Source organism: Anaerohalosphaeraceae bacterium (assembly GCA_035378985.1).
Lineage (GTDB): Bacteria > Planctomycetota > Phycisphaerae > Sedimentisphaerales > Anaerohalosphaeraceae > JAHDQI01.
The window spans coordinates 36757-49706 of sequence record DAOSUR010000007.1; the positions used below are offsets into that span (position 1 = coordinate 36757).

9 protein-coding genes are annotated in these 12950 nt (G+C 54.5%); 8 read left to right on the forward strand and 1 reads right to left on the reverse strand.

What is annotated here, in order from left to right; translation table 11 throughout:
* Positions 1 to 174: 174 nt before the first annotated feature.
* The 3 genes from PKY88_06675 to PKY88_06685 all read left to right on the forward strand — a co-directional run bounded on the left by PKY88_06675 (position 175) and on the right by PKY88_06685 (position 4862).
* Positions 175 to 1941, forward strand: coding sequence for a formate--tetrahydrofolate ligase (locus PKY88_06675; GenBank protein ID HOQ04880.1), 1767 nt, complete (start codon positions 175 to 177; stop codon positions 1939 to 1941).
* 82 nt (positions 1942 to 2023) lie between these two features.
* The gene (locus tag PKY88_06680) at positions 2024 to 4135 is read left to right on the forward strand and encodes a lipid-A-disaccharide synthase N-terminal domain-containing protein (protein ID HOQ04881.1); all 2112 of its coding nucleotides are present in this window, start codon (positions 2024 to 2026) and stop codon (positions 4133 to 4135) included.
* 1 nt (position 4136) lies between these two features.
* Positions 4137 to 4862 carry a glycosyltransferase family 2 protein gene (locus PKY88_06685; protein HOQ04882.1) on the forward strand — a complete coding sequence of 242 codons (726 nt, stop codon included), beginning with the start codon at positions 4137 to 4139 and terminating at the stop codon, positions 4860 to 4862.
* A 46-nt stretch (positions 4863 to 4908) separates the two neighbouring features.
* Here PKY88_06685 and PKY88_06690 read toward each other — a convergent pair whose 3' ends face one another.
* Entirely contained in the window at positions 4909 to 5889 is a 981-nt protein-coding gene (locus PKY88_06690; protein HOQ04883.1) for a DUF547 domain-containing protein, read from the reverse strand.
* A 282-nt stretch (positions 5890 to 6171) separates the two neighbouring features.
* On the opposite strand from PKY88_06690, the gene PKY88_06695 reads away from it, so the two are divergent.
* Genes PKY88_06695 through PKY88_06715 form a run of 5 tightly spaced genes read left to right on the forward strand, consistent with a single transcriptional unit; the run spans position 6172 to position 12950 of the window.
* Complete coding sequence (locus PKY88_06695; GenBank protein HOQ04884.1) at positions 6172 to 7314, forward strand: hypothetical protein; 1143 nt, start codon at positions 6172 to 6174, stop codon at positions 7312 to 7314.
* A 51-nt stretch (positions 7315 to 7365) separates the two neighbouring features.
* Complete coding sequence (locus PKY88_06700; GenBank protein ID HOQ04885.1) at positions 7366 to 9207, forward strand: ABC transporter substrate-binding protein; 1842 nt, start codon at positions 7366 to 7368, stop codon at positions 9205 to 9207.
* Positions 9204 to 11039: an ABC transporter substrate-binding protein gene (locus PKY88_06705; GenBank protein ID HOQ04886.1), complete on the forward strand. Its 1836-nt coding sequence runs from the start codon at positions 9204 to 9206 to the stop codon at positions 11037 to 11039. Before PKY88_06700 ends, PKY88_06705 begins: the two co-directional genes overlap by 4 nt.
* Positions 11036 to 11974, forward strand: a complete 939-nt coding sequence (locus PKY88_06710) for an ABC transporter permease (GenBank protein ID HOQ04887.1) — start codon at positions 11036 to 11038, stop codon at positions 11972 to 11974. Before PKY88_06705 ends, PKY88_06710 begins: the two co-directional genes overlap by 4 nt.
* Positions 11940 to 12950, forward strand: coding sequence for an ABC transporter permease (locus PKY88_06715; GenBank protein ID HOQ04888.1), 1011 nt, complete (start codon positions 11940 to 11942; stop codon positions 12948 to 12950). Before PKY88_06710 ends, PKY88_06715 begins: the two co-directional genes overlap by 35 nt.

Consider the following 12950-nt stretch of genomic DNA (forward strand, 5'->3'; position numbering starts at 1 on the left):
TCGAGATTTACAGTTGCTCAGATTCCGTTTTAGATGTAATAAGATGTATAATATCTATTTATAGAAGATATTCTCCTGCTGAAAATAAAGAAAAAACAGGAATCCGACTGATAATTTTATATACTGAATCCCCCGAAATATCTTTGAGAACATCTTTTTTTGCGAAAGGGAACAATGAATACACTGGACCCGCGAGTGATGCCCGACTGGCAGATTGCCGAAGCCGCCGAAGAAAATATGAAACCGCTCTATCAGCTGGCCCGTGATTTAGGGCTGGCTTATGGCGAATTGCTTCCGATGGGGGAAAAACTGGCGAAGCTGGATTATAAGAAGATACTTGAGCGGCTTCGGTTTGCCCCGAATGCCCGCTACATCGACGTGACGGCCATTACGCCTACCCCATTAGGCGAAGGGAAGACCACAACGACAATCGGTCTCGTGCAGGGGCTTGGCAAACTGGACAAACGAGTAGTAGGTACCATTCGTCAGCCCAGCGGCGGTCCGACCTTCAATATCAAGGGTACAGCGGCCGGCGGCGGACTTTCCCAGTGCATTCCGCTGGTTCCCTTTTCCTTCCGCCTGACCGGCGATATCGAATGTGTCACGAATGCTCACAATTTAGCAATGGTTGCTCTGACGGCACGGATGCAGCACGAGCGCAATTATGATGACGAACGTTTGGCAAAAATCGGCCTTCGCCGGCTCAATATTGACCCGGAAAATGTGCAGTGGAAGTGGGCTATCGATTTCTGCGCGCAGGCCCTGCGGAACATCACCATTGGAAAAGGCGGCAAAATGGATGGGGTTCAGATGGAATCCGGATTCCAAATCTCCGTCTCCAGCGAGGTGATGGCTATTCTGGCGATTGCCAAAGGGCTTGCCGATATGCGTCAGCGAATGAGCAAAATCGTGATGGCCTACGACAAGGAGGGCAATCCTATCACAACGGCTGACCTGGAGGTGGACGGAGCGATGACGGCCTGGATGGTGGAGGCCCTCAATCCCAATCTGCTGCAGACCATCGAGGGCCAGCCCATTCTCGTGCACGCCGGTCCTTTTGCCAATATTGCCATCGGCCAAAGCAGTATTATTGCGGACCTGGTTGCCTGTAAACTGGCGGATTACGTCGTCACCGAGAGCGGTTTCGGGACGGATATCGGCTACGAAAAATTCTGGAATCTCAAATGCCGGATGTCGGGTCTGAAGCCCCATGCGGTGGTCATTGTGGCGACGGTTCGTGCTCTGAAGATGCACGGCGGCGGTCCGGCCGTCAAACCCGGCGCCCCGCTCAGCATTGAATATACCCGAGAGCACCTCGAACTGCTCGAGAAGGGCTGCGAAAATCTGGCGGCCCATATTGAGATTGTCCGCAAATCCGGAATCCGGCCGATTGTCTGCATCAACCGCTTTAAGACGGACACAGATGCGGAATTGAATTTTGTCCGCCGGTTTGCTGAAGACCACGGGGCCGAGGCGGCTGTTTCCGATCATTGGCTTCGCGGCGGAGAGGGGGCCCTCGAGCTGGCGGAAAAAGTGGCCGCCGCCGCCCAGGAGGAGCGTGATTTTGATTATTTATATCCCCTTGAGATGCCTCACAAGGAACGGATTGAATTGATTGCGACGCAGATTTACGGCGCGGATGGAGTGGTCTTTGAAGAAAAAGCACTCCAGAAGCTCAAAAAAATTGATGCCGACCCTCTCCGCCGGCAGCTCGGGACCTGTATGGTCAAGACCCATTTAAGTTTGTCCCATGACCCGGACCTGAAAGGTCGTCCGCGCGGCTGGAAACTGCCGATTCGAGATGTAATGATTTATGAAGGAGCCGGCTACGTTGTGCCCATCGCCGGCGACATCAAACTCCTGCCCGGAACCGGTTCCGATCCCGCCTTCCGACGCATCGACGTCAATGTCAAAACCGGAAAGATTCAGGGCCTGTTTTAGTAGGCAGAGCTCCTGAATCATCCAATTTCTCTCTGCAGGAAAAACTGGACACGGCGGAGAGAGTATTTATAATCGGCAAGCAATGAATTTGAGGACGAAAGAATCCGGTTCTTTTTCCGTTGTTGGGCTTATTCTGGCGACGCTGCTGGCATGGGGCCTTTTTTTTGCCCGGATAGAATATCCTGAATTGAAGAGTGTTCATGAGGCCCGTGTTGTGGTGACGGCGGAAAATATGGTTCGAAGCGGCGATTGGATTGTTCCGGTGTTTAATGGCCGGATTCGTCTGGAAAAGCCGCCTCTTCCTTATTGGGTGGTTGCCGCGGCCCGTTCGATAGCCGGAACAATGGAAGAACGGGTGTTTCGACTGCCCTCTGCATTGCTCGGATTGGCCGGTGTACTGATGGCGGCGGCCTGTTCCGCGCAGCTGTTCGGCAGACGGGCCGGTTTGCTTACAGTCCTGTTTCTTTCGCTGACGCTCAGCTATCTGATTGAATCCCGCAGCGCCGAAGTGGATATTTATCTGGCCTTTACCGTGACCCTGTCGCTGCTGATTGTATCAAGCATTTTTTGGGGAGAGCCGCGTCGAGACTGGCTGTGGCCGGCCCTGGGGGCGTCAGCCGCACTGGGTACTCTGGCGAAGGGGCCGGTGGTGTTCTTTTTTGTGGTGCCGATGGCTGTCTGGGCGTTTTGGCTGTTTCCGGACAGACGCCCTCGGTTCGGATGGCTGCTGGGGGCTTTGCTTGTTTTTGCTGGGCTTTCCCTCTTCTGGCCATTTTTGCTGATTCAGCGCCTCGGTTTGAAGACGGTTCGGCAGGTTTGGTTTTCGGATATTCTTCGGAATGTAGAAGCCGGCGTAAACAGTCGGCGTCCGTTTTATTTTTATCTGACCCAGTTTCCGCTGGCAACGTTTCCCTGGTCAGTGCCGGCGGCGGCTGCTGTTTTTCTGCCTTTGTGGAAGGAAGTGCGTCCGGACAGAGATCTGCAGCGAAAAACACTTTGGCTGAGCTTAACTATAGCGGCGGCGGTGCTTTGTTTTTCCTTTGTGGGGAAAAAAAAGATTGATTATCTGGCGCCGCTGCTGCCGATGGCGGGGATTTTGACAGCGGCGGCATGGGGGCAAATCAGTCGAAATCTTCAGCAAAACGCTCCCTCTGCGCGGTTCAATCAGGGATTGCTTGTTGGCCAGGCCGCTCTTGTTATTTTGGCGGGACTGGCTGTAGCCGGATATGCTGTGTTTGACCCTTTTCGTAGGACGGTTTTTCTGCTGACTGCCGGCGCGGGGTTGATTTTGGGAGGGGCGGTTTCCATTTGGTTTCTTTTCCGAAAAAAACTGTCGGCGGTATTGATTTCTCAATCTGCCGGTCTGCTGGTCGGCGGGTATGTTCTTTTCTGTTTTCTGCTTCCGCGTGAAGATGTTCGGCTGTCGCCGGCGCGATTCTGTCAGCAGGTTCGCCAGGTCATCGGGGACAGTCCGATTGCTTATTTTGAGGGAAAAGATGAAACGCTTGTCTATCACCTGCGGCGTCCGATTCCGTCTCTGAGCGGCACCGAGCGGCTGGAGGAGTTTTTGCGGAGTCATCCGGACGGCTTCGTAATTGTGCGTGGGGAAAAGCTTGCTCAGGCCCGTCAGGCGGCACCGCATATCGTTTTTTTCTATCCGCTGGAAAAACGGGATATTCTGCTGCCGTCGCTGCGTGCTTCACGATTGGATGAGGATGACCAGGAACCGGAAGACGTTTCAGGCGAGATTGGGAATTATTCGGGGCTGTATATTCTGACGGCGAAAGAATGGCCGTCTGCACCGGTTGAGTATCCGTCTGTGGAAGCCGTTTTTCCACCGTGGCTGACGATGGAGCTGCTGTGGGTTGTGTTCGGTTTGGCGGCCCAGACGCTTTTCTTTCTGCGGTTTTTTGTCCAGTGGATTGCTTCAGAAAAAGCCGGTCAAAGTGTGGTACCGGTGGTGTTTTGGTGGTTCAGTCTGGCCGGCGGTCTGATGTTGCTGGTATATTCGCTTTACCGCCGGGACCCGGTTTTTATTTTCGGTCAGTCCGCCGGTGTGTTTATTTATCTGCGAAACCTGTGGCTGATTTACAAGCAGCGGCTGGCGGAGGTTTCGTCGGAGCCGAGTCTTTCGGCAGAGGACTCGGAGGGACGCCGTTCGGATGCAAAAAAGCCGGCCGCGGAGTCAAACTGATATGAGTCCTGTCGAATTATCGCTGGTGATTCCCGCCCGCAATGAAGAGGAAACGGTTGGACCGCTGCTGAAGCGGATACGAGAGGTTTTCGAGAAGTCCGGTCTTTCCTTTGAGGTGATTCTTGTCGATGACGGAAGCACGGACCGAACGCTGGAGATTCTGAAGGCCGAACAGAAAACGACGCCCTGGCTGCGGATTCTCAAACTGGACGGCCCCCACGGCCAGACGGCGGCGATGTGGGCCGGTTTTCAGGCGGTTCGGGGCCGGATTGTTGCGACGCTGGATGCGGACCTTCAAAATGACCCGGCGGAAGTCCCTCGTCTGATGGCTATGCTCGACAAAGCCGATGCCGTGTGCGGCTGGCGGCAGAAGCGGCAGGACCCCTGGCTTCGCAAGGTCTCCACGAAAATCGCCAACTTTGTCCGCAACAAGCTGACCGATGAAACGATTCACGACTCGGCCTGTTCGCTGAAGGTTTACAAGCAGTGCTGTCTGGAACGGCTGCCGTTTTTTGAAGGGATGCACCGATTTATGCCCACGCTGGTCAAAATGCAGGGATATCGAGTCATCGAGGTGCCTGTTTCGCACCATCCCCGATACGCCGGACGGGCCAAATACGGGGTCTGGAACAGACTGTTCCGGGCATTTGCAGATTTGCTGGCCGTTCGATGGATGAAAAAACGCTTTATCCGCTGCCGGGCGGAAGAAGTATCTCCGCATTCATAAGAACCCTTGCTTGATGGACCGCATTCACACCGGTTTGAAAGAGAGACTAAGGAATCTCATCCAGACGCCAGTCGTAGTTAATCATTTTGAAGGTCACCGGCGTGGTTTCAAGAAATTGAATTTCTTCGGCGCTTAGATAACGTGCTAAAAAGTTCAGCCAGGCCCGCTGAAGCCCCGGATAGTCCCGAAACCGCCGGATAGAAGCGTATTCCGATTCCAGAAAGACTGTTCGTTTGGTCTGGAACAGCACGGACAGAGAGACGGTTTGTTCTTCCCGGTTCAGCGAATACCCCTGCGGACTGAACAGATACCTGCGCACCTGGTCGTCCAGCTGCTGGTCCAGTTTGCTGCCTCGATAGGCCTCATTGCGCTGGCGTCCTCCGCCCACACTGGCATAAGACAGGACAAAACAAACCCGCGGGTCTTTGGTGCGGGCCAGCAGAAATTCCTGCTCAATCTCTTCCAGGTTGTACTGAAGACCCTGCACCCAGAAAAAATTCTTTGTCCAGGGGTTGGAGATCTGCATGATGCTGTTGCTGGGATAGCGAATCATATACCATTTCGGCTGAATCGGATAATTGTCTATAATCAGCTGCAGGGTGCACAGATTGTACACGTTAATCCAGAAGGCCGTTTTGTCGTTCTGACTGAGAGCCATCAGGTGCAGGGGATTGATTTCTTTCAGCAGCCGCATCGCCGGCAGCAAATCCAGCCGATTTCTCCGCAGGGCGGCGTACTTGACCAGTCCGTTTTCCGTCACATAGGTGGAAAAAATGCGGTCACATAGGTCAAAAAATTCCGGAATGCGGCTGTCCGACTGTTCGTCGACGATAGAAGAATGATTGCCTGTCCCATTTCCGTTTTCCGACGGGCTGTTCGGTTCGGCGGAAGGTGGGCTCTGTTTTTCAGACGGGTTAGGCGGGGAATTCGGTTCGTTGGTTTTTTCCTGCCCGAACACAGACGACCCAAACGTCAGAAGGACGGCAGGCAAAAAAAGCATAAAAAGACAAAAACGTGTCTTGTTCATCGGCTTAATACCCATTCTTTCTATTAGCAATATACGTCTTGGAACCGTTCTTTCAATTTTTTCCTGAGAAGAATCAATGATTTCGACTCGTTTACTTTGTCGGTTAAAAAACCCTTCTGTTTGAGGTGCTTTCCCGTCTTTTTCATTATCGGACTGGAAAAACTTCGAAATTGGACCTCTCCTGTGGCTTAAATCCTTGACAGAACAGCTTCGGCGGGCTATCCTTTGCGTACTCTCGTATATTGTGGATACAGTAAATTCGTTTTCTGAAGGTGCAAGCCGATGAAAAGGGTCTTTTTCTTTCTGACCGCAGGGGTGTTTGCTTCATTCGCACAGGCCGTCGTTCCCACAGAGGCCGTTACGGCCGTACGAACCAAAGCCGAGTCCGCAACAGCCATCTCCGAACAAGACAAAGCCGAAATCGACAAGTTCATTTTGGCTGCCTTAAACGAGATGTTTCTGGCCGAGCAATCCGAAGAAATGGCCAAAACACGCCGGCAGATTGTGGAGCAGAAAGGCACAAAAGACTTAAGTTTGTATGCCACCGCTTATGTAACCATTCTTCGCGATCGTCTTCGGACCCTGGCCCAAACCTCTTTGGAGCGAATTGACGACTCGGCGCGCCGTCGGCTGGTCCGTCTCAATTTGGCTATTTTAATTGCCGAGCTGCGTAGTTTGCTTCTGACGGAATTCGGCGTTCTCTGGTCGCAGGATGAAGATGCTGTAGTACGCTACTGGGCGGTTAAGTCTTTGACGGATCCGGAAATCGCCAAACAGCTGAATTCGGAGACAACCGCCGATCCCGAGGTGACCCAGAAGATTTTTGAGACACTCCGGTCGCTGATTCAAAAGGAGCCGCTGCCGGAGATTCTGGCGCTGACGGCCGGCTTTGCAGCGGCTTGGCAGGATGCCCGTTCCGGGGAACTGCTTGAGCAGCTGACGGCTCGGCGGCTGAATGACTATACGAAGTGTCAGGAAAAAAGTGCCTGGCTGGATGGACGCATTCTGACTGCCCTGACGGAGAAGTATGTGTCGGCAAAAGTGCCGGAGGAGAAAACCGCCGCCGGCCGGCGTTTTGTACTTTTGCTGAGCGCTGTCATGCAGCGATGGCTCCAGAATGAGGCCGCCGGCGGAAAAAATCTTTCGGAAGAGGCCCGCACCCAGCTGATTACGGTGATGGCGGAGACGGAAGACCGTCTGCTGCCGAAGCTGGAGATTTCGACTCCCGGTATTCGCCGGGCTTTTGAACGAACCGGAGGATTGCAGGCGGTTTATGAGGAGCTGATGGGAACGGTCAGCCGTCGCGGAACGCTGCCGACGCGGCTGGGAATTGATTTCGGGCGGGATGCAGACGGTCGGCCTCTGACGGTTCCTCCGACGCTGCCGAACTGCTTTGCGTCGCCGGCCGCTTCTTCCGCCGGGTAGTCGAAATGCATTTCTGTCCTCCTTCCCGAGAGGCCCCAAAGGAAATGAGCCGTGGATCGTTTGAAAACGCAGCCGATAACCGAACCGATTCGCTGGAAACGAAGGGGGATGTTCGGCGTGCTGATTCTGGGGCTGCTGGCGGCATCCTGCCGGCCCAAAGATTCGTCTTCTCGTTCTGAAATTCTTTTCCAGCAGCGTTCCCGGGCCAAGATTCAAACCCTCGACCCGGCCCAAATCGGCGATGTGCCCACCGATGAGGTTTCACGCGAATTCTTTGAAACGCTGTATTATTATCATTATCTCAAGCGTCCGTACGAATTGGTGCCGCAGCTGGCCGCTGCGATGCCGGAGGTTTCCGAAGACGGCTGCACCTATGTCATTCGGATTCGTTCGGATGTTTATTTCCACGATGCTCCCTGCTTTCCGAACGGCAAAGGCCGCAATGTGACGGCAGAGGATTTTATCTACGCCTGGAAGCGGATCGCCGATGTCAAGACCGCCAGCAAGAACTGGTGGATTTTCGACGGGCGGATTGTCGGCCTCAATGAATTCCGCGAGTATTCCAAAACCTGTGAAAAAGGGCGGGTGGATTATACCCGGCCGGTGGAGGGGCTGGAGGCGGTCGAGCCGTATGTCTTGCGGATACGGCTGATTCGTCCGTGGCCGCAGTTGATTTACTGGCTGGCCCACGTGCCGACGGCGCCGATGGCCCGCGAGGCGGTGGAGTATTATGGGGATGAGATTCGAAACCACGCCGTCGGCACCGGACCGTTTGTTCTGAAGAAGTGGGTCAAAGGCAGTTATATCGAGGCCGTCCGCAACCCTTCTTACCGCCCCGATTTTTACCCGAATGAAGGGATGCCCGAAGACATGGAACAGGGCCTTTTGGCGGATGCGGGTCTGCCGGTGCCCTTTATTGACCGGATTATCTGGCGCATCATCGAGGAAGACCAGCCCCGCTGGCTGATGTTTATGCGGGGGCGGATTGATATCAATTCCATCCCGAAGGACAATTTTGGACAGGCCGTTGCCTTCGGCAAGACCCTGACGGAGGAGATGAAGCGAAGGGGGATTCGGCTGCAGACGTTTATTGAGCCGAATGTGTTTTATGTGTCCTTCAATATGAGCGACCCGATTCTGGGCAGAAATAAGCCGCTCCGGCTGGCCATCAACTATGCGATAGACCGGGAAAAATTCATTGAGCTGCTGATGAACGGCCGGGGGATTGTCGCCCATGGATTTATTTCACCGGCGATGGAGGATTATGACCCCAATATCGTGCAGGTTTCCCGTTCTGTTTTTGACCTGGAGAAAGCCCGCACCTGGCTGCGCGAAGCCGAGCGGATTCACGGCGGCCCGATTCCGCGGCTTCGGCTGGCGGTCGGCGGCACCGATACCACCTATCGCCAAATCGCTCAGTATTTTCAGCGAAATATTCAGGAAATCGGTCTTCAGGTTCAGATTGAGGTGTTCGACTGGCCGACCTTTTTGGAAAAGATGCGCACCAATCAGCTTCAGCTGATCGGCGGGACCGGCTGGATGGCCGATTATCCCGATACGGAAAGTTTTCTGCAGGTGTTTTACGGTCCGAATGCTCCCTGGCCCAACAGCAGCAATTATTCCAGCCCCGAATTTGACCGGCTGTATGAGCAGATTCGGGTTCTGCCGCCTTCGCCGGAGCGGACCCGCTTGTATCGGCAGGCCGAGCGGCTGGTGATTGAGGATATGCCTGTGGCCTTTGTGTATCACCGCATCGGGTATATTCTCTATCACGACTGGATCGGAAATTTCAAGCCGAACGCCTATAAAGCCGAATGTATGGGAGGAGGATTCGCCAAGTATTATCGAATCGATGCGGACAAGCGTCGTGCCTATTGGAAGCAGTACGAATGAAAAAAAGAATCGTTCAAGTTCGTCCGGCTGCCGTGACTGTACTGGTCCTGGCCGCCTGTTTGACGGCCGGCTGCCGCAGGAGACCGGATTCCTCCGCTTCGGAACGGATGGTCATCCGGGTGCCGATGTTTTCCAAGATTCAGACGCTCGACTGCGGCAACCTGACGGATGTCTATTCCATCGGGGTGGCCTCGCAGATTTACGAATCCCTGTATGAATATCATTACCTCAAGCGTCCGGTGGAACTGGTGCCCTTGCTGGCCGAAGGGATGCCGGACATCAGTGAGGACCATCTGACCTATACCATCCGCATTCGAAAAGGCATTTTTTATCACGACGACCCGTGTTTTCCCGACGGCAAAGGGCGGGAGGTCAAAGCAGGGGACTTTGTCTTTGCCCTCAAACGCATCGCCAACGTCAAATATATGAGTCAGCGGTGGACCGACTGGAACGGACGCATTGTCGGTCTGGATGAGTTTCGCGAATACACCAAGGGGTTTCGGCGGGAGTCGGATGTGGATTACAGCGCGGAGGTGGAAGGGCTGCGGGCTCTGGATGATTATACGCTCCAGCTGAAGCTGACCAAGCCCTGGCCCCAGCTGATTTGGTATCTGGCCTCCGCTGTGACGGCCCCGGTGCCGCGCGAAGCCGTGGATTATTACGGCAAAGACATCCTGTATCATCCCGTCGGCACCGGTCCGTTTCGCCTCAAGGTCTGGGAGCGGGGGTTTTATATCGAACTGGTTCGCAATGAAAAATGGCACGGCGGAACCTATCCGACGGAGGGTGAGCCGTCCGATTGGGAGAACGGCTATCTGGAGGACGCCGGCAAGCCGCTTCCGTTTGCGGATGCGATTGTGTACCGCATCATTGAAGAGTTTCAGCCCGCCTGGCTGATGTTTCTTCGCGGCGATTTGGACATTATGCAGATTTTTAAGGACAACTTCGCTCAGGCCGTGAACCCGGATACCCTGACGGCGACCCCCGCAATGGCCGAACGCGATATTCGGCTGCTCGTTTTTGACGACCCATCGGTTTTCTGGATCGGTTTCAATATGCAGGACCCTGTTCTGGGCCGGAATAAGCCGCTCCGGAAGGCCGTCAGCCGGGCGATTGACCGCCAGGCCGCCATTCGCCTGTTTTTCAACGGCGTGCACAAGGTCGCACACGGCTATCTGCCGCCGGGGCTGGAGGAATATGACCCCAATATTGTCCATACCGATTATGCCAAATATGACCCCGCGGAAGCCCGTGCGCTGCTTCGGGAAGCGCAGCGGATTCACGGCGGGCCCATTCCTCCGCTGACCATCGCTATTCCGGGTACGTCGAATCTGGACCGTCAGATTGGGCAGTTTCTGCAGAAATATCTGGCGGATGTCGGCCTGCAGCTTCGCGTGGATTATATGGACTGGCCGACCTATCTGGACGGGCTGAACAAGGGCAAACTTCAGATTTTCTTCAGCGGGGCCAGTCCGAGCATTCCAGACTCCCTCGATATGCTGATGGGATTCTGCTCCTGGAACTGGGGCTACGGCGGCAACCATTTCTTTTATTCCAATCCGGAATTTGACGCCCTGTACCGGCAGGCTGAGCCGATGTTCCCTGGGCCGGAACGAACCCGCCTGTGCCGTCAGATGGAGCGGATTATGCTCGAAGACTATCCGGCTGTTTTTCTGAATCACTGCGTTGCGATTGCAATTATTCACGGCTGGTACAAAAACGCCAAGCCCCATGAGTTTTCCTATAATACCGCCAAGTACAGAAGGATTGACCTGGACAAGCGAAACCGGTATAAAGAACTCCTGAACGAGCTCAAAAAGAAACCCAAATGACTGTCTATATCATTCGAAGACTGCTTTATACGATTCCGATTGTCGTCGGCGTGCTGTTGCTGACGTTTTTTCTCTTTTCCGTTGTCGGCGGAGATATTTCCCAGCAGATTGCCGGCAAAAATGCCGATGCGGAAACCATCGCGGAAATCCGCCACGAGTACGGGTTCGATAAGCCGCTTTTCTGGTCGCTGGACAGTCAGTTTATTGACCATTTCCGCAAGGCCCTGACGTTCAATTTCGGACGGGCCCTGGACCGAGAAAAAATCAGCGACAAAATCCTCCGGGGCGTCGGCCCGTCTCTGTCTTTGACGGTTCCGATGTTTCTGGGGACGCTGGTCCTGTCGATTTCGCTGGCCCTGATGGTGGCGTTCGTCCGGGGCAGCTGGCTGGATGTGGCGGCGGTGGTGCTCTGCGTAGCCGGAATGAGCATCCCGTATCTGAGTTTTATCATCTACGGCCAGTATATCTTCGCCTACAAACTGGGGATGTTTCCGATTATGTATATGCCCGAAGAGTCCCTTCTGACCAGTCTGACGCTGCCGGTGCTGATCGGCATCGCCGCCGGTCTGGGCGGCAATCTTCGGTTTTACCGCACGATTGTGCTGGATGAAATGCGAAGCGATTATGTGCGGACGGCCTTTGCCAAAGGGCTTTCCACCTCCAAAGTCCTTTTCAAGCACGTGCTCAAGAACGCCCTGATTCCGATTATTACCAGTGTAGTTCTGTCGATTCCCTATCTGTTTTTGGGTTCTCTTCTGCTGGAGCGGTTTTTCGGAATCCCGGGTTTGGGTTCACTAATGATTGAGGCGATTGCCTCCCGCGATTTCTTTATTATCAATGCGATGACGTTTATCTTTTCGCTGCTGATTGTGGTCTTTACCTTATTGACGGACATCTGCTATGCCTGGGCCGACCCGCGAATCAAACTCGAATAATTCGTCCTTTCAGCCGGGGACTGAAGAGCATATCCCGCCGGGCCGCTCTTTGTGGGCGGATGGGATTCGCCGTCTCCGCAAGCAGCGGCTGGCCGTCGTCTGTTTTTGGATTATTGTCTTCTATTTCGGGCTGGCTGTCTTTGAATGGATTGCGGAGGCGTGCAAGTGGGAAAGCCCGGCGTTTATTCGCTGGAATGAGATTGTCGGCCCATCCTATCAGAAGCCGATGGTTCCGTATGAGTGGACGACGGCGGACGGCAAAACCGAAATCCGCCGCGAATGGATGGGGACGGATTTTATGGGCCGCTCGACCTTCCGCCGAACGCTGTATGGGGCCAAGACCTCCATTACAGTGGCCCTTTTTGCATCGCTGATTAGTCTGGCCATCGGCGTGCCGCTGGGGGCCGCCGCCGGCTATTTTCGCGGCCGGCTGGATGAACTGATTATCTGGCTGATTTCCACCCTCAGCACGATTCCCTATCTGCTTTTGCTGATGGCCTTTGCCGTGGTGCTGCGGGATAAGACCGTTTTCGGACTGGAGCTGCGGGGCATTACGAGTGTCTATCTGGCGATGGGGCTGACGTCCTGGGTGGGCATCTGCCGGCTGATCCGCGGAGAGTTTATCAAACGCAAGGAGAGTGAATATGTCCTGGCGGCCCGCGCGACCGGCTGTTCCAATGCCCGCATTATCTTTTCCCATCTGCTGCCGAATGTATTTCACATTATTATCATCGACTTGTCGCTTCGGTTTGTCCATTTCATCCATGCCGAGGTGATTTTGAGTTTTCTGGGACTGGGCGAGACTGACAAACCCAGCTGGGGCGCGATGATTGATGCGGCCCGGGCGGAACTGGCCCGCGATGTCTGGTGGGAGATGACCGCCGCCACGATTGCCATCTTCCTGCTGTCGCTGGCCCTGAATCTCTTTGGCGATGCCCTGCGCGACTGCCTGGACCCCAAATTGAGGGTGGATTAA

What these genes read in the sequence shown, in the direction of transcription:
- PKY88_06675 (HOQ04880.1), top strand. Translation starts at nt 175, where the DNA reads ATGAATACACTGGACCCGCGAGTGATGCCCGACTGGCAGATTGCCGAA.
- PKY88_06680 (HOQ04881.1), top strand. Translation starts at nt 2,024, where the DNA reads ATGAATTTGAGGACGAAAGAATCCGGTTCTTTTTCCGTTGTTGGGCTT.
- PKY88_06685 (HOQ04882.1), top strand. Translation starts at nt 4,137, where the DNA reads ATGAGTCCTGTCGAATTATCGCTGGTGATTCCCGCCCGCAATGAAGAG.
- PKY88_06690 (HOQ04883.1), bottom strand. Translation starts at nt 5,889, where the DNA reads ATGAACAAGACACGTTTTTGTCTTTTTATGCTTTTTTTGCCTGCCGTC.
- PKY88_06695 (HOQ04884.1), top strand. Translation starts at nt 6,172, where the DNA reads ATGAAAAGGGTCTTTTTCTTTCTGACCGCAGGGGTGTTTGCTTCATTC.
- PKY88_06705 (HOQ04886.1), top strand. Translation starts at nt 9,204, where the DNA reads ATGAAAAAAAGAATCGTTCAAGTTCGTCCGGCTGCCGTGACTGTACTG.
- PKY88_06710 (HOQ04887.1), top strand. Translation starts at nt 11,036, where the DNA reads ATGACTGTCTATATCATTCGAAGACTGCTTTATACGATTCCGATTGTC.
- PKY88_06715 (HOQ04888.1), top strand. Translation starts at nt 11,940, where the DNA reads ATGCCTGGGCCGACCCGCGAATCAAACTCGAATAATTCGTCCTTTCAG.